The organism is Wolbachia endosymbiont (group A) of Chalcis sispes (assembly GCF_964026765.1).
Classification (GTDB): domain Bacteria; phylum Pseudomonadota; class Alphaproteobacteria; order Rickettsiales; family Anaplasmataceae; genus Wolbachia; species Wolbachia pipientis.
In genome coordinates this window covers 559,956-574,678 of the sequence record NZ_OZ034697.1, presented here as the reverse complement: position 1 = coordinate 574,678, position 14,723 = coordinate 559,956, and the positions used below count along the sequence as shown (strand labels likewise).

Below are 14,723 nucleotides of genomic sequence, written 5' to 3'. Positions count from 1 at the left end.
AATAATAAATTTTATTTTTTCCCAGCAATAGGCAACCGAGATCTACCTTTACGAGTCTTAGCATTAGTATGAGTCCTTTGCCCTCTCACAGGTAAACCTTTTCTATGTCTCACCCCTCTATAGCATCCCATTTCCACTAAAGATTTTATGTTCATAGCCACTTCTTTTCTGAGCTCACCTTCTATAACATAATTTTGTCTAATGAAACCGCTGATCTTTTCTATATCTTCATCTCGTAATTCTGAAACACGTTTGCGCTTATCAACTTCGCAAGCGTGACAAATTACATTCGCAGTAGCAATACCTATACCATATATATAAGTTAATGCAAAAGGAACACATTTCCTCACTGGAATATTTATGCCTGCAATACGTGCCACTGGTACCTCGATACTTTATTAATAACAACTCTTAATTTATACCATAAAACAACTCAGAGTCAAACCAAATTACAAGAAATTTTACTTTCAATCTCTTGCGTTACCTCATCAACACTCAAATTAGCGTCAATTGTTAATAATTTGCCTTTATAATACTCGCGTAAACCTTTCATTTGAAGGTGATATTCACTTATTCTCTTATTAATTGCAGACATATCAGCATCATCAATTCTTTTCTCTAACCTCGTACTTTTACATTTAGCACAAGTAGTACTCTTAAAAGAAGATACACTATATATGCTTTTACAGTCCAAACACGCGAGACGATTTTTTAACCTATCGATTGCAATATTATCGTCAAGCTGCAGCTCAACTACAATGTCAACATCCCTATTATATTTTTCTTGCAAAACTTGAGTCAAAAAATGAGCCTGGTTTAAATTTCTCGGAAAACCATCTAATAAGCAATTATCATCCACTAATGCAAGCTGGTCACGTAATAATCCACATATAATTTCATCTTGAATTAAATTACCAGATTCCACGGTACCCTTTATTTTTTTACCTAACTCACTACTGCTAGATATAATATTCCTTAATAAATCCCCTACTGAAATTAATTTTAAATTATATTTTGCTATTAACAAGCTTGACTGAGTACCTTTACCAGAACCTGGAGGACCAAAAATCGTAATGATCATCTTACTTTCCTCGTTTTAGACTCATATTTCTTTATCCAGTTGTCGTACCTATTTGAAAAAATATAAGATTGTATTTGCATAATAGTATCAGTAATAACGTTCACTATAATCAGTAAGCTCGTCCCACCAAAAATAAATGGTATATCATAATAATATCTCATAACTTCAGGTACAGTACATATGACTACCAAATACGCAGAGCCAATGAATGTCAACTTAAAAACTATATCTTGAAGGTAATCAGAAGTATGTTTCCCAGGCCTTCTACCAGGTATAAAACCACCATTTTTTTTAAGAAAATCTGCGTTTTCCTCTGGATTAAATATAAAATTGGTATAGAAAAAATTAAAAAATACTATCAGCACCAAATAGGCTACAATATATACTACTTTATTTGCCATAAAGTAATTCAAAATAAAATCAGAAAAAGCGTGCCCCTTATAGAAATTTGCAATTGAAATAGGTGTCAATAAAATTGCATTAGCAAAAATGGTTGGTACTACACCAGATAAATTAATCTTCAATGGAATATAAGTAAAATCGTCATTATGTAATCTTTTAAATTGCTTTTTAGGATGTTGAACAATAACCTTTCTATAAGAAGACTCTACAAAAATGACTAAGAGTAGCAGCAAAAAAAACAATACCAAAACAAAAAGGATAATAAATAACGATACGCTACCGTTTTTATTTAACGTTAACAAAGATGACAAAGCGCTGTGTAACTCTGATATTATACCCGTGAAAATGATTAATGAGATACCATTGCCTATACCGCTAGCGCTGATTCGTTCACCAAGCCATATTAAAAGCATAGTTCCACCTAAAAGGCTGAAAACACCTATTGTACGAAACATAACACCAGGTTCGATTACAACCAATACCCCTTCCCTATTCATCCCTTCCAATCCAACCAAAATTGGAATTGATTGAAATACACAAATTACTATGGTCAGATAGCGTATATAAGAATTCATCTTTCTACGGCCTGACTCTCCATCATTCTTAACTTCCTTCATTCCTTTAATCGCAGAAGAAAGTAACTGAATAATGATAGAAGCCATTATATATGGCATAACGTTCAATGCTAGAATTGTCATTCTAGCCAATGCACCACCAGAAAATAAATTAAATACTCCAAAAACGCCTGAGCCATCTTTGGGAAATATATCATTAATTACATCAAGATTAATTCCAGGAATAGGCACATAAGTACCCAAGCGATAGCAAATTAAAGCTATTAGCGTAAAAAATATACGCTTTAATAAATCGCCTTTATATAACAACGTAGGATCCAAGCTATTAAATGCTGATTTATTGCCCATGACTTACGATAGTATTTCCACACTACCACCAACTGAAGCTACAGATTTTTTTGCAGCTTCTGACGCAAAATCAACATGAAACACAAATTTTTCGCTCAACTTACCTTTATTAAGAAGTTTAATTTTATCCTTAATAGACTTTATAAAACCTAATTTATACAGCCTCTCCTTATCTATAACAGAGTCTTTCACTATTTTTTTAGCTTCCATTAAGCGCTGTATATCGCCAACATTAATTATAGAGTATATGCTCCTACGTATAGGCTTAAAACCTCTTTTAGGCAAACGAGTATATATAGACTGTTGTCCACCCTCAAAACCATTTATAGAAACTCCACTTCTAGCCTTCTGCCCTTTATGCCCTCTACCGGATGTTTTACCTTTACCACAACCGATACCTCTACCCAGCAACTTAGGCTTCTTTTTCTTAGATAATTTAGTAAATATAGAGTTTAATTTTACAGCATTATTCATACTTTACCTGTTTCCAACTATCTCGCTAATCTTTTTGCCTCTTTTGCTTGCTACCTGACGAGGAGATAACATACTATCAAAAGCCTTAAACACCGCACATATAACGTTATGAGGATTATTTGATCTAGTGGATTTAGCTACCACATCCTTTATACCTAACACCTCAAAAACTGATCTAATCGCTCCACCAGCAATAATACCTGTTCCGGCTCTTGCGGTTCTTAAAACTATCTCACCAGAACAAAATTTAGCTTTAATATCATGATGCAAAGTTCTACCTTCACGCAAGTACACTCTAATCATTGATTTCTTTGCAGCATTTACAGCTTTGACTCTTGCTTCAGCAACTTCTGCGTGCTTACCTATTCCACACCCTACCCTACCCTTCTCATCGCCAACAACAACCAAAATTGAAAATGAAAATCTTCTACCACCTTTGGTAACCGTTGTCACTCTTCGTACCGAAACTAAAAGCTCTGATAAATCATTATTATTTTGTAAATTCTTTATAGCCATATTCAAAACCTTCTAAAATTCAAATCCAGAACTTCTTAAAGCCTCAGCAAATTGAGAAACTAATCCTGTGTATTTATACGCTCCACGATCAAACGTAAGCTGCTGCTCTAATTTCATGCCAGACAGACGCTCAACCATTAAAGAAGAAACCTGTTTTATAGTTTCAGCGTTGACTTTCCCTTTACATACATCCTTAATTTTAGCATCCAAAGTAGAAGCTGAAGTGAGAGTTATTCCTTTTACATCATTAATTAACTGGACATAAAAATGCCTATTAGATTTAAATATGGATATACGTAAACGTTCAGCGCTCTTGTCAAGCTTCGCTCTATTACGTAACTTCCTTTTTTCAGAATTACTTAAAAAATTATACGATCTTTTCATTTTTATTACTTCTTTTTACTTACAACCTTACGCAGCATAAATTTGCCTTTTATTACAACACCCTTACCTTTATAAGGATCATATTTTCTAATTTTGCATATATCAGACGCCACCATATAGACCTTCTGCTTATCCATACCACTAACTACTAAGTGAGTTGGCTTTATGCACTTAATCTCAACATCTTTAGGCACTTTATATTTAACATTATGGCTATAACCAAGATATAAAGTCAAATACTTACCATCACACTCTGCCTTATATCCCACACCGTTAATCTCAAGATTAACAGAAAAACCATCAACCATGCCGTTAATAATATTATTAATATTACTCCTATAAGTGCCCCACATAGGCTTTATTTTATCATAATTATCTTTATCTTGATCAACAGAAAGCAATAGCTGATTATCAATAATCTGACACACAACATCCCTGATCAAGCTAACTTCCTTTTCAGCCTTAGCACTCTTTATTAACATACTACCATTATTATATTCAACTGAAACACCAGCAGGAATATTGATAGGAGCAGCACCTATACGAGACATGAATTTCTCCTATTATTTAAAACACACGACACAAAACTTCTCCACCAACCTTTAACTTATGTGCATTATAATCAGTCATCACTCCTTTGGGTGTCGATATAATAAAAATACCAAGACCATTATATGCTTTAGAAATGTCCTTATACTTAGAATAACGACGACAACCAGGCTTTGACACCCTCACTATGTCACTAATTACAGGTGACTTCTCATAATACTTCAATTTTACAATGAAAGAAGGTAAATTATCTACAACTTGCTTTTCATAATCAAGGATATACCCTTCCTCTTTTAAAATCTCCAATATAGAAGAATTCATCTTAGAAAATAGTACCCTTGTTGCCCTATGCATTGCCAATTGAGCATTACGTATCCTTGTTAAAAAATCACCAATACTATCAGATAACGCCACAATATACTCCTTATATTATATTTACCAACTAGACTTTGTAACTCCTGGAATTTGCCCAAAAGAACATAAATCACGCAAAACAATTCTACATAAACCAAATTTTCTATATACTCCTCTTGGTCTCCCAGTTAAAGCACACCTATTTCTAATTTTGGTTTTAGAAGAATTTCTAGGCAATTTTTTAATTAATTTATTTTGAGCTGTAAACCTTTCTACAATAGACAAATTCTTATTATTTATTATAGATTTCAATTTTTCTCTTTTTTCTTTATATTGATCGCACAACTTTATTCTGCGAAGATTTCTTTCTATCATAGATTTTTTTGCCATATATTTCTCCTCTCAATTAATCAAAAAAAGGAAATTTAAGAGCCAGTAATAATTCCTTTGCTTCCTTATCACTAACTGCACTTGTTATAATATTAATATCCATACCTCTAATTTTACTTATTTTATCATAGTCTATTTCTAAAAACGAGATATGTTCCTTTATACCAAAGGAAAAATTACCATTACCGTCAAATTGCTTCACACTAAATCCTCTAAAATCTTTTTCCCTTGGCAAAGCAATATATATCAATCTTTCTAAAAACTCATACATTTTATCTCTACGCAAAGTTACTTTGCAACCTACTGTAGCACCTTTTCTGATCTTGAAGCCAGAAATAGATTTTTTTGCAAAAGTTGATAAAGGCTTCTGCCCAGCAATCAAATATAGGCTATCAAGTGGTTCATTTATTGCTTTACTATCTGTAGCAGCATCTCCAACGCCCATATTGATACACACCTTGACAAGTTTAGGCACTTGCATTATATTGCCGTAATTAAACTTATCCTTCAAGGACTTTACTATGCTATCTTTATACAATTCTTTAAACATATCAACCTAATCTATCACTTCTCCAGAAACTTTTGCAAAACGCACTTTTCTACCGTCTATAACCTTAAACCCCACTCTAGTTGGAGTTTTATATTTAGGGTCCAATGTTGCAACGTTGGATATATCAATAGCTAACTCTTTATTTAATATACCACCACTACTACCAGCTTTTGGTTTAGTATGTCTCTTATGCACATTCACTCCAGAAACAATTACTTTCTTTTTAGCATCACGTGCTATAACTTTGATTACCTTACCAATTTTTCTCTTATCTTTACCAGTTAAAACTATAACGTCGTCACCACTTTTTATTTTAGCACTCATTATAAAACCTCAACAGCTAATGACATTATCTTCATAAAAGAACCAGATGATAACTTTTTTACCGGACCAAACACCCGAGTGCCAAGTGGTTCACCTTGATCGTTAATCAAAACTACAGCATTGCTAGAAAAACGAATTACAGAACCATCAGATTTTCTAATAGGGCTTTTCACCCTCACCACAACTGCTCTATATACTTTTCCCTTCTCAACTTTCCCTCTTGGAGTAATAGATTTAGTAGATACAATAACTGTGTCACCTATAGATGCAGACTTTCTACCACCCAATAAACCAATACAAAGCACTGCACGCGCGCCAGAATTATCAGCTACTTCCAACAATGTATTTTTTTGAATCATATAAATATCCTATTCAATGTGAGCTATTAACAATAACCCATTTTTTAGTAGTAGAAATAGGCTTGTGTTCTTGTATTAAAACCTTGTCCCCTTCTTTACAACTATTATTCTCATCATGTGCTGTATACTTCTTGTATTTTTTTATAACCTTTTTATACAGCTCATCCTTATACACTTGTAATACCGAAACCTTTACAGTCTTATCACACTTAGCCTTAGTTACAGTACCACAAAAAACCTTTTTAGGCATTCTTTTCCTCTCTTCTTCTTTTATTTAATGTAGTTAAAATACGAGCTATGCTCTTTCTTATTAAGCTAAAACGCGAAATATTGTTGCACTGGCCCAGCTTCTTTTGAAAAACCAAATTAACAAACTCTTTTCTCAAATTCACAAGAATTTCATGCAATTCTTGCGAGGACCTCGATTCAATGTCAGCTATATCCATTGCAACTCCATTTAATTATGATTAGATACAAATTTACACTTCATAGGAAGCTTAGCAGTTGCCTTTTCAAGCGCCAATCTTGCTAAATGCATGGGAACATCACTGCTAATTTCAAACAACATTCTACCGGGCTTAGCTTTAAATACCCAAAACTCAACACTACCTTTCCCTTTACCCATACGCACATCCGCCGGCTTTTTACTAACAGGGGTATCAGGAAAAATTCTTATCCACACTTTACCAGAGCGTTTTAATGTTCTAGATATTACACGCCTTGCAGTTTCAATATGCTTAGATTGAATCCTACCTGCTTCCATAGCCTTTAGACCATAATCTCCAAAAGATAATGTGCTACCACCTTTCGTGTTACCCTTAATTCGTCCTTTAAATACTTTTTTATATTTACTTTTTTTAGGAATAAACATTTCAATATACCTAATTAGTTACCAATATAAACCCAGACCTTAACTCCTATGATGCCATATATAGTTTTTGCTTCAGCAAAAGCATAATCTATATTAGCACGTAAAGTATGCAAAGGCAAACGGCCTTCTTTATACCACTCAGTACGAGCTATCTCAGCTCCGCCAAGGCGCCCAGAACAACTTACTTTAATACCTCTAGCACCCATCCTCAAACAACTTTGAATAGCTTTTTTCATCGCTCTTCTAAATGAAACCCTTTTTTCTAACTGCTGTGCAATGCTGTTTGATATTAAAACTGCATCTATTTCAGACCTTTTAACCCCTACTACATTCACTTCCACATTATTTTTTACTTTTTCAGCTATCTTTTGCTTTATCTTCTCAATATCCGAGCCTTTCTTACCTATTATCACTCCAGGTCTAGAAGAATGTATTATTACAGATACCAAATCGATCGTACGCTCTATAATTACTTTAGAAACACCAGCATGCTTAAAAGATTCATTTATATAACTGCGAATAGATAAATCTTGATGCAACCCTTGTTTATAACCCTTCTCAGCATACCAAATAGATGACCAAGTATTAATTATTTTTAACCTAAATCCTTTAGGATTAACGTTTCCCATATTTTTGCACTTTCCTTATTAATTTTCTATTTTTATGAATCATATAATTTCCCCCAATTTTACAGTTATATTACTATAACGTTTACTAACTCTATTAGCTCTACCCATAGCTTTTGGACATACCCTACGCAAAGTAAGAGACTTACCTATTAAAATTTCTTTTATATATAAATTATCGATATCCAATCCATAATTTTGAGCATTAGCAATCGCAGAATTTAATACCTTCCTTATAAGACCTGCAGCTTTCTTTTCACAAAATCTTAATTGCACAGTGGCAAAAGAAACTTTTTTATTACGTACTAAACCAGCAACCAAATTCAATTTACGAGGAGTTGATTTTAAAACCCTAGAACCAGCTTTAACTATTACATCTCTGTTTTTCATATCAATTACCTTCTTGTCGCCTTTTTATCACCACTATGCCCAGTAAATTTACGAGTGGGTGAAAACTCACCAAACTTATGACCTATCATATTCTGATCATTAACATTCACAGGAATGTAATCCTTACCATTATAAACAGCAAACTTTAAACCTAAACAATTAGGAAGAATTACAGAAGCCCTGGAATGAACTTTTATAGCCATGTTAACAAACCCCTTGTTTAAAGCATTATTCACCGACTTTAATATAGAAGGATGACAAAAAGGAGGCTTCCATGCAGATCTACTCATAAACTAACCTTTCAATTGTTTTATATACTTATCACTAGATTTATTTCTCCTTCGAGTTTTCTTTCCTTTTGTTGCAACACCCCAAGGAGTAACAGGATGACGACCACCAGAGGTTTTTCCTTCCCCGCCTCCATGAGGATGGTCAACCGGATTCATTGCAACTCCACGTACAGTAGGTCTAATCCCAAGCCACCTACTTCTCCCAGCTTTACCCAACTTTCTATTCTTATGGTCAGGGTTAGATACTACACCAATAGTAGCCTTGCAAGAAGATAAAATCAACCTAATTTGACCAGACCTGAGTCGTAATAAAACATATTGGCCATCACGACCAACGATTTGTGCATAACAACCAGCAGCTCTAGCAATCGCAGCACCATTACCTGGCTTCAGCTCAACATTATGAACAAAAGAACCAACAGGTATATGCTTGAGTAGTAAACAATTCCCTGGCAAAATATCAGCATCATTCCCAGCTGTAACAACATCACCTGGCTTCATACCTTGAGGAGCTAATATATAAGACTTAATATCATCTTCCTTATATGATATTAACGCCAAAAACCCACTTCTATTTGGGTCATACTCTATTTTTTCAACTATACCTTGACCACTTCTATTACGCTTAAAATCTATCACTCTATACTTCTTTTTGTGACCACCACCCCTATGACGAGTTGTAATTCTACCATGATTATTTCTTCCATCACTGGACTTTTTACCGGATGTAAGAGACTTTTCTGGCTCATCTTTTGATAAACCAACTTTACTTACTAACACAGTCCCACGAGAAGACGGAGTAACAGGATTAAAAAATTTCATACCCATACTAAACGCTCATTATATCTAATTTTTGACCATCCATCAAAGAAAAATAAACTTTCTTTTTCTGTTTTTCACAACCAATCACACCCCTAAAACGCCTATATTTAGGCTTAATTCTAACAACATTTATAGAAGAAATTTTAACATCAAATAGAGACTCTATTGCCAACTTTATTTGACGCTTATTTACATTTACAAAAACATACAAAGAATATTTATTAAACTTCTCCCTCAAAAAAGAGGCCTTTTCTGTAATTATAGGAGATTTTATTATATTATTATATTTGATCATAACAATCTACCTTCAAGATGCTTTAAAGTATCCTTTGTCAACATCACGCATTCGTGATTCAATATATCAAAAACATTTAACCCAATAGGTTTGATTAAGTCTACATAGTGCAAGTTTTTAGCCGCACGCAACAAATCATCTCCATAATCACCAACTATCAAAAAGGAAGAAAATTTAAAATTTTTAATACATTTACACATTTCAGACGTTTTCTTCACATCAATATTTAAATTATCCAGAATAATTACTTGATTATTTAAATACTTTAGAGATAAAGCAATTTTTAAACCAAATTTGCGTACCTTCTTATTAAGAGAATAAGTATGACTCCTCACAACAGGGCCGAAAATAATCCCACCACCTCTAAATTGAGGAGATCGCAAGCTCCCTTGTCTTGCCCTACCGGTACGTTTTTGACCATAAGGTTTAGCTGTTGTACCAGAGACATCACTAATACCTTTTGTTTTATGAGTACCAGCTCTTCTCTTCGCTAATTGCCATCTCACTATATCATGCAAAATACTCAATTTTTGCTTAGCAGAAAATATCAAAGGATTGAGCTGAGCAGTACCTACATTATCATTAGATAGATTAACTAAATTACATTCCATAACTAACTTACCAAATTACTAGCATCATCATTTACATCTAACAGTAAACCTACCGGAAAAGGAACATCTTTATGTAAAGATTTTTTAACTGCATCTCTTACAAAAACATAGGAATTTTTAAACCCAGGAACATTATTACCCTTCACAGCAATTATACTACTTTCATGATCAATGGATAATATCTTCATATTTTGTGCAGTTATCCTGCTGTTACCTAAATGACCAGCCATTTTCTTTCCTTTGAATACTCTACCAGGATCCTGACATTGGCCAGTGGAACCTTGTGATCTGTGAGCAATAGAAACACCATGAGATGCCCTAAGCCCACTGAAATTATGCCGCTTCATCACACCAGCAAATCCTTTACCTATAGAATAACCCGTAATATCAAGATATTGACCAACCACAAAATGATTGATTCCCACTTTTTTACCACATTCTATTCCCGACAGGTCATTTAATCTACTTTCGTATAACTTACATTTATTATTTATACCCTTTTTCTTTAAATATTCCAACTGAGGTTTTGCTATATTTTTAAAATCTCCTGTGCCTAAAATGACTGAATTATAGCCACATTTATCTTGTCCTTTTATATCAATAATATAAGTTTCGCTGAGATGCAATAAAGTTACAGCCATGCGACTATTGTCAGAATACATAGCAGTATGACCAATATTCATCATTAGTAAACCAATTCTCCTCAGCGAATTTATTCTCTTCATTTCCTTCTCCTAAACCTTAACTTCCTTGACTTTTAAATCCACTTCTACGCCAGCAGAAAAAGATAAACCTGTAAGCATCTGCATCATAGTAGGAGTAAGATCATGTAAAACAATCAAACGCCTAGAAGTTCTCATTTCAAACTGTTCACGAGATTTTTTATCAACGTGAGGAGATCTATTAACAATAAATTTAGAATCTTTCCTTGGCAACGCAATCGGACCAGATAATTTTGCACTGGACCGCTTTAATTCATCAACAAATTTTCGAACACACTCCTCCAATAAAGAACAATCGAAAGCCTTAATGTTAATATATATATCTTGCTTCATCTTAGTTACTACACTCACTCCAAAATTTCAGAAACAACACCAGAACCAACAGTTCTACCGCCTTCTCTTATCGCAAAACGCAATCCCTTATCCATTGCTATCGGTACTTGCAATTCTACTTCTACACTCACATTATCTCCTGGCATTACCATCTCCTTCCCATCTAGCAATTTTATGCTCCCAGTTACATCCGTTGTCCTTAAATAAAACTGTGGCTGGTAATTCGCAAAAAATGGTGTATGCCTTCCTCCTTCCTCTTTCTTTAATATATAAACCTCCGCCTTAAACTTTCTATGCGGTGTTATCGTCCCCGGTTTCGCTAATACTTGCCCTCTCTCCACTTCTTCTCTTTTTGTTCCTCTTAACAATATTCCTACATTGAGTCCTGCACTTCCCTTATCCAGCAACTTCTTAAACATCTCAACACCTGTGCATATCGTCTTTTGCGTCGCTTTCAGACCTATTATCTCTATCTCTTCTCCCGTCTTTATCTCTCCCTTCTCTATTCTTCCTGTTACCACTGTTCCTCGCCCCGATATCGAAAATACATCTTCGATTGGCAATAAAAATGGTAAATCCACAGGCCTTGGTGGAACCGCTACATATTCATCTAACTTTTCCATCAATTTGTCTATTGATTTCTTTCCATATTCGCTGCTGTCATCCTCCAGCGCCTTGAGCGCTGAACCAACCACCACAGGCACTTCATCCCCTGGAAATCCGTATTTACTCAGTAATTCCCTCACTTCCATTTCTACTAAATCTATCATATCAGCATCAGCAACATCAGCTTTATTTATATACACCACGATATATCCAACACCTACCTGCTTCGCCAGCAATATATGCTCTCTCGTTTGTGGCATTGGCCCATCAACCCCTGACACTACCAATATCGCCGCATCCATCTGTGCTGCACCTACTATCATGTTCTTTACATAGTCAGCGTGTCCAGGACAATCAACGTGTGCATAATGCCTTTTTTCCGTCTGATACTCAACATGCGCTGTTGCTATCGTTATCCCCCTCTTCCTTTCTTCTGGCGCCTTATCTATCTGATCATACGCTACAAAATTTCCATAATGCTTTGTTATCGCTGCTGTTAACGTTGTCTTCCCATGATCCACATGTCCTATTGTTCCCACATTTACATGTGGCTTTCCAAATGCTTCCACTACTGCTGTCATAATTTAAACTTTTCTACCTAAAATACAAATACATCAATAAATAATATGTTGATTTTATAAAAATACAACAAAAAAAAGAGCGGATAGTGGGAATCGAACCCACGTCACTAGCTTGGAAGGCTAGAGCTCTACCATTGAGCTATACCCGCACAATGGAGGAGGTAGGATTCGAACCTACGTACGCTCACGCGGACAGATTTACAGTCTGTTACCTTTAACCACTCGGTCACTCCTCCGCAAAAATTTGTTAAGAGAATACTATTTTAGCATCTTAACTTAAGCTCTTATTGTATTTAATACTAAACGCCTAAAATTAAAAAATCAAGCAATAAAACCTACCCTGATTAAAATCACGCAGATTTCATTTTATACAACACAATATTGTCAATAAAACGTTTAAACAAATAATGCGAATCATGCGTACCTGGCGCTTCTTCTGGATGGTATTGCACAGAAAAGACTGGGTAATCCTTCATCATTATTCCCTCTACACTATTATCAAATAGAGAAATGTGAGTAATTTCAACATTACTTAGAAGAGAAGCTGAATCAACAACGAAACCATGATTTTGGCTAGTGATCTCAACTTTTCCACTAATTACATCATAAACTGGATGGTTACTCCCTCGGTGACCTATATCCATCTTGATGGTCTTTGCCCCCAAAGTAATCGCAAGTAATTGATGGCCCATGCATATGCCAAAAATTGGTATTTTAGATTTTATAATAATGTCTATTTCTGAAACTACACTTTCTCCTATTTCTTGCGGATCACCAGGACCATTTGAAAGCACTATCCCATCTGGATTCATACTCAACACTTTTTGAGCAAAACTTGTGCTTGGTCTGATTAATTCAACTGTACAACCAAGTTCTATTAAGCGTGAAACTATACTGATTTTTACGCCAAAATCAACGATTACAACCCTATATTTTGCATTAAGGTCACTTTTAAAATTACTATGCAAGCTGACTTTATTGGTTATTTCTATCCCATTTACAGATTTGTATTCCTTCAATTTGTCCAACGCATGCGCCTTACTCGATGAGCATATCATTCCATTTTGAGATCCATGTTCTCTCAAATGTCTCGTTAAAGCTCTAGTATCAACTCCTGATATCCCAATCACGTTATTTTTCTCTAACCAATCATTTAAACTGATATATGAAGAAGGGTGGGACATAGAAGAAAGTTCACGCATAACCACACCACTTGCAAAAATTTTCTTTCCTTCATTATCCTTATGGTTTATTCCAACGTTACCAATATGAGGAAAAGTGAACGTTATAATTTGATCGGCAAAAGAAGGATCAGTTATAGTATGCTGATAACCGGTCATACCAGTGGTAAAACAGACCTCACCTATGCATTTGCCTTTTTTACCTACTGATTTTCCCCAAAAGCACTTGCCATCTTGTAAAATTAAAACTGCGTCCTGCACTTCATTATCTATTTAACTGATTCAAAACAGTATACAAGAATTTCAAATAATACGTAACTCTTTCTAAAATTCCAAATTTAACCACGAAGCAGCAAAAAATAACATGAAAAACTTTTAATACAATCTTTCATATAAAATATATAGTTGACTACCTTCATATTTCGTATTAGATATAGGTAAATCATAAGTAAAGTGGAGGGTAATAATGAACACTGGTACAAATCAATCAAAAAAAATAAATGAGAAGTGGTTAGCTGGAGGAATTGGCGCGCTATTATTTGTAATGATGCTACCGTCGATTCTTCTTTTAGCAAAAATAGCTATAGGGCTAATTATGGTTTCAGTTGCAGCAATAGCGATAAAAGTTGCCTTAAAAACAATATCGAATGCTTTAGAGGATAAACAGGCAGATCAAAGCCAAGCGACGCAACAAACAACACAAAGTAAAATTATAAACCTGGCTATTGGATTAACATCTATATTCGTAGGAGGATTATCACTATTCATTATAGCACAAACTGGCTTAATTGCAGCATGTGCAGCTATAACTGCTTTAGCTCTACACGAATATGTTAAAAATCAAGAAATAGGAAAAGAGATAAATGATAAATTCGATAAGGTAGCTGACGATACAATCAATTTTATTGTTAGCAGTGTTGAAAAACTTATTCCAACAAAGCCGCCAGGCATAACAGCCTAAACTGTCTCCGTTCAGGGCATAAGTGTTACAAGTAGCATTATATAAAGCGATTAATGGCATCCTCCTGATAATAGAATAATTGTATCTGTTCAGGGGCATCGCAAATATTGAAGCAAAAGTGGTCAGTG

At 34.6% G+C, this 14,723-nt stretch carries 26 protein-coding genes and 2 tRNA genes; 1 reads left to right on the top strand and 27 read right to left on the bottom strand.

Features of this window, described 5'->3' with window-relative positions:
* Positions 1-11 precede the first annotated feature (11 nt).
* From rpsM to carA, 27 genes are all read right to left on the bottom strand, one after another.
* The gene (gene rpsM, locus AAGD72_RS02945) at positions 12-380 is read right to left on the bottom strand and encodes a 30S ribosomal protein S13 (protein WP_010962745.1); all 369 of its coding nucleotides are present in this window, start codon (positions 378-380) and stop codon (positions 12-14) included.
* Between the two features lie 59 nt (positions 381-439).
* Positions 440-1,081 carry an adenylate kinase family protein gene (locus AAGD72_RS02940; RefSeq protein WP_007550178.1) on the bottom strand — a complete coding sequence of 214 codons (642 nt, stop codon included), beginning with the start codon at positions 1,079-1,081 and terminating at the stop codon, positions 440-442.
* On the bottom strand, positions 1,078-2,406 hold the full coding sequence (gene secY, locus AAGD72_RS02935; protein ID WP_010962747.1) for a preprotein translocase subunit SecY: 1,329 nt from the start codon (positions 2,404-2,406) through the stop codon (positions 1,078-1,080). The genes AAGD72_RS02940 and secY overlap by 4 nt, the downstream gene beginning before the upstream one ends.
* A 3-nt stretch (positions 2,407-2,409) precedes the next feature.
* Positions 2,410-2,880, bottom strand: coding sequence for a 50S ribosomal protein L15 (rplO, locus tag AAGD72_RS02930; protein WP_006279863.1), 471 nt, complete (start codon positions 2,878-2,880; stop codon positions 2,410-2,412).
* A gap of 3 nt (positions 2,881-2,883) precedes the next feature.
* On the bottom strand, positions 2,884-3,396 hold the full coding sequence (gene rpsE, locus AAGD72_RS02925; protein WP_010962748.1) for a 30S ribosomal protein S5: 513 nt from the start codon (positions 3,394-3,396) through the stop codon (positions 2,884-2,886).
* Between the two features lie 12 nt (positions 3,397-3,408).
* On the bottom strand, positions 3,409-3,780 hold the full coding sequence (gene rplR / locus AAGD72_RS02920; protein WP_006279867.1) for a 50S ribosomal protein L18: 372 nt from the start codon (positions 3,778-3,780) through the stop codon (positions 3,409-3,411).
* A 5-nt stretch (positions 3,781-3,785) separates the two neighbouring features.
* Entirely contained in the window at positions 3,786-4,331 is a 546-nt protein-coding gene (rplF, locus tag AAGD72_RS02915; protein WP_007551152.1) for a 50S ribosomal protein L6, read from the bottom strand.
* Between the two features lie 16 nt (positions 4,332-4,347).
* A complete protein-coding gene (gene rpsH, locus AAGD72_RS02910) occupies positions 4,348-4,743 on the bottom strand; it encodes a 30S ribosomal protein S8 (RefSeq protein ID WP_007551150.1) in 396 nt (131 codons plus the stop codon).
* Between the two features lie 21 nt (positions 4,744-4,764).
* Positions 4,765-5,073, bottom strand: a complete 309-nt coding sequence (gene rpsN / locus AAGD72_RS02905) for a 30S ribosomal protein S14 (protein WP_006279345.1) — start codon at positions 5,071-5,073, stop codon at positions 4,765-4,767.
* Positions 5,074-5,089: 16 nt separating this feature from the next.
* Positions 5,090-5,623, bottom strand: a complete 534-nt coding sequence (gene rplE / locus AAGD72_RS02900; RefSeq protein ID WP_010962750.1) for a 50S ribosomal protein L5 — start codon at positions 5,621-5,623, stop codon at positions 5,090-5,092.
* A gap of 6 nt (positions 5,624-5,629) precedes the next feature.
* Entirely contained in the window at positions 5,630-5,947 is a 318-nt protein-coding gene (gene rplX, locus AAGD72_RS02895) for a 50S ribosomal protein L24 (protein ID WP_410529948.1), read from the bottom strand.
* Entirely contained in the window at positions 5,947-6,306 is a 360-nt protein-coding gene (rplN, locus tag AAGD72_RS02890) for a 50S ribosomal protein L14 (protein ID WP_006279348.1), read from the bottom strand. Before rplN ends, rplX begins: the two co-directional genes overlap by 1 nt.
* A 13-nt stretch (positions 6,307-6,319) precedes the next feature.
* Complete coding sequence (gene rpsQ, locus AAGD72_RS02885; protein ID WP_007549925.1) at positions 6,320-6,556, bottom strand: 30S ribosomal protein S17; 237 nt, start codon at positions 6,554-6,556, stop codon at positions 6,320-6,322.
* Positions 6,549-6,752 carry a 50S ribosomal protein L29 gene (gene rpmC, locus AAGD72_RS02880; RefSeq protein WP_006279350.1) on the bottom strand — a complete coding sequence of 68 codons (204 nt, stop codon included), beginning with the start codon at positions 6,750-6,752 and terminating at the stop codon, positions 6,549-6,551. Before rpmC ends, rpsQ begins: the two co-directional genes overlap by 8 nt.
* A gap of 11 nt (positions 6,753-6,763) precedes the next feature.
* Positions 6,764-7,177 (bottom strand): 50S ribosomal protein L16, encoded by a 414-nt coding sequence (gene rplP / locus AAGD72_RS02875; protein ID WP_010962752.1) that lies wholly within the window; start codon positions 7,175-7,177, stop codon positions 6,764-6,766.
* Between the two features lie 14 nt (positions 7,178-7,191).
* Entirely contained in the window at positions 7,192-7,806 is a 615-nt protein-coding gene (rpsC, locus tag AAGD72_RS02870; RefSeq protein ID WP_010962753.1) for a 30S ribosomal protein S3, read from the bottom strand.
* Positions 7,807-7,845: 39 nt separating this feature from the next.
* The gene (gene rplV, locus AAGD72_RS02865) at positions 7,846-8,193 is read right to left on the bottom strand and encodes a 50S ribosomal protein L22 (RefSeq protein ID WP_007549821.1); all 348 of its coding nucleotides are present in this window, start codon (positions 8,191-8,193) and stop codon (positions 7,846-7,848) included.
* Between the two features lie 5 nt (positions 8,194-8,198).
* Positions 8,199-8,483, bottom strand: coding sequence for a 30S ribosomal protein S19 (gene rpsS, locus AAGD72_RS02860; RefSeq protein WP_006279181.1), 285 nt, complete (start codon positions 8,481-8,483; stop codon positions 8,199-8,201).
* Positions 8,484-8,486: 3 nt separating this feature from the next.
* Complete coding sequence (gene rplB / locus AAGD72_RS02855; RefSeq protein ID WP_341815079.1) at positions 8,487-9,311, bottom strand: 50S ribosomal protein L2; 825 nt, start codon at positions 9,309-9,311, stop codon at positions 8,487-8,489.
* Position 9,312: 1 nt separating this feature from the next.
* Positions 9,313-9,600: a 50S ribosomal protein L23 gene (locus AAGD72_RS02850; RefSeq protein ID WP_015589144.1), complete on the bottom strand. Its 288-nt coding sequence runs from the start codon at positions 9,598-9,600 to the stop codon at positions 9,313-9,315.
* On the bottom strand, positions 9,597-10,211 hold the full coding sequence (rplD, locus tag AAGD72_RS02845; RefSeq protein WP_012673183.1) for a 50S ribosomal protein L4: 615 nt from the start codon (positions 10,209-10,211) through the stop codon (positions 9,597-9,599). Before rplD ends, AAGD72_RS02850 begins: the two co-directional genes overlap by 4 nt.
* Before the next feature lie 2 nt (positions 10,212-10,213).
* Positions 10,214-10,936, bottom strand: coding sequence for a 50S ribosomal protein L3 (gene rplC, locus AAGD72_RS02840; protein ID WP_341815078.1), 723 nt, complete (start codon positions 10,934-10,936; stop codon positions 10,214-10,216).
* 9 nt (positions 10,937-10,945) lie between these two features.
* On the bottom strand, positions 10,946-11,266 hold the full coding sequence (gene rpsJ, locus AAGD72_RS02835; RefSeq protein ID WP_012673184.1) for a 30S ribosomal protein S10: 321 nt from the start codon (positions 11,264-11,266) through the stop codon (positions 10,946-10,948).
* 14 nt (positions 11,267-11,280) lie between these two features.
* On the bottom strand, positions 11,281-12,453 hold the full coding sequence (tuf, locus tag AAGD72_RS02830) for an elongation factor Tu (protein ID WP_010962309.1): 1,173 nt from the start codon (positions 12,451-12,453) through the stop codon (positions 11,281-11,283).
* A gap of 78 nt (positions 12,454-12,531) precedes the next feature.
* A tRNA-Gly gene (locus AAGD72_RS02825) sits at positions 12,532-12,602 on the bottom strand.
* A 4-nt stretch (positions 12,603-12,606) separates the two neighbouring features.
* A tRNA-Tyr gene (locus AAGD72_RS02820) sits at positions 12,607-12,689 on the bottom strand.
* Between the two features lie 114 nt (positions 12,690-12,803).
* The gene (carA, locus tag AAGD72_RS02815; RefSeq protein ID WP_341815077.1) at positions 12,804-13,895 is read right to left on the bottom strand and encodes a glutamine-hydrolyzing carbamoyl-phosphate synthase small subunit; all 1,092 of its coding nucleotides are present in this window, start codon (positions 13,893-13,895) and stop codon (positions 12,804-12,806) included.
* 205 nt (positions 13,896-14,100) lie between these two features.
* On the opposite strand from carA, the gene AAGD72_RS02810 reads away from it, so the two are divergent.
* Positions 14,101-14,595 (top strand): hypothetical protein, encoded by a 495-nt coding sequence (locus AAGD72_RS02810; protein ID WP_010962761.1) that lies wholly within the window; start codon positions 14,101-14,103, stop codon positions 14,593-14,595.
* The last annotated feature ends 128 nt before the right edge of the window (positions 14,596-14,723 follow it).

Coding starts and splice junctions, on each gene's coding strand:
- rpsQ (WP_007549925.1), bottom strand. CDS start 6,556: ATGCCTAAAAAGGTTTTTTGTGGTACTGTAACTAAGGCTAAGTGTGAT.
- tuf (WP_010962309.1), bottom strand. CDS start 12,453: ATGACAGCAGTAGTGGAAGCATTTGGAAAGCCACATGTAAATGTGGGA.
- rpmC (WP_006279350.1), bottom strand. CDS start 6,752: ATGGATATAGCTGACATTGAATCGAGGTCCTCGCAAGAATTGCATGAA.
- rplC (WP_341815078.1), bottom strand. CDS start 10,936: ATGAAGAGAATAAATTCGCTGAGGAGAATTGGTTTACTAATGATGAAT.
- rplB (WP_341815079.1), bottom strand. CDS start 9,311: ATGGGTATGAAATTTTTTAATCCTGTTACTCCGTCTTCTCGTGGGACT.
- secY (WP_010962747.1), bottom strand. CDS start 2,406: ATGGGCAATAAATCAGCATTTAATAGCTTGGATCCTACGTTGTTATAT.
- rplF (WP_007551152.1), bottom strand. CDS start 4,331: ATGTCTCGTATAGGTGCTGCTCCTATCAATATTCCTGCTGGTGTTTCA.
- rplX (WP_410529948.1), bottom strand. CDS start 5,947: ATGAGTGCTAAAATAAAAAGTGGTGACGACGTTATAGTTTTAACTGGT.
- rplR (WP_006279867.1), bottom strand. CDS start 3,780: ATGAAAAGATCGTATAATTTTTTAAGTAATTCTGAAAAAAGGAAGTTA.
- rpsJ (WP_012673184.1), bottom strand. CDS start 11,266: ATGAAGCAAGATATATATATTAACATTAAGGCTTTCGATTGTTCTTTA.
- rplO (WP_006279863.1), bottom strand. CDS start 2,880: ATGAATAATGCTGTAAAATTAAACTCTATATTTACTAAATTATCTAAG.
- AAGD72_RS02940 (WP_007550178.1), bottom strand. CDS start 1,081: ATGATCATTACGATTTTTGGTCCTCCAGGTTCTGGTAAAGGTACTCAG.
- AAGD72_RS02810 (WP_010962761.1), top strand. CDS start 14,101: ATGAACACTGGTACAAATCAATCAAAAAAAATAAATGAGAAGTGGTTA.
- rpsC (WP_010962753.1), bottom strand. CDS start 7,806: ATGGGAAACGTTAATCCTAAAGGATTTAGGTTAAAAATAATTAATACT.
- rplE (WP_010962750.1), bottom strand. CDS start 5,623: ATGTTTAAAGAATTGTATAAAGATAGCATAGTAAAGTCCTTGAAGGAT.
- rplN (WP_006279348.1), bottom strand. CDS start 6,306: ATGATTCAAAAAAATACATTGTTGGAAGTAGCTGATAATTCTGGCGCG.
- rpsS (WP_006279181.1), bottom strand. CDS start 8,483: ATGAGTAGATCTGCATGGAAGCCTCCTTTTTGTCATCCTTCTATATTA.
- rpsE (WP_010962748.1), bottom strand. CDS start 3,396: ATGGCTATAAAGAATTTACAAAATAATAATGATTTATCAGAGCTTTTA.
- AAGD72_RS02850 (WP_015589144.1), bottom strand. CDS start 9,600: ATGATCAAATATAATAATATAATAAAATCTCCTATAATTACAGAAAAG.
- rplV (WP_007549821.1), bottom strand. CDS start 8,193: ATGAAAAACAGAGATGTAATAGTTAAAGCTGGTTCTAGGGTTTTAAAA.
- rplP (WP_010962752.1), bottom strand. CDS start 7,177: ATGTTTATTCCTAAAAAAAGTAAATATAAAAAAGTATTTAAAGGACGA.
- rplD (WP_012673183.1), bottom strand. CDS start 10,211: ATGGAATGTAATTTAGTTAATCTATCTAATGATAATGTAGGTACTGCT.
- rpsN (WP_006279345.1), bottom strand. CDS start 5,073: ATGGCAAAAAAATCTATGATAGAAAGAAATCTTCGCAGAATAAAGTTG.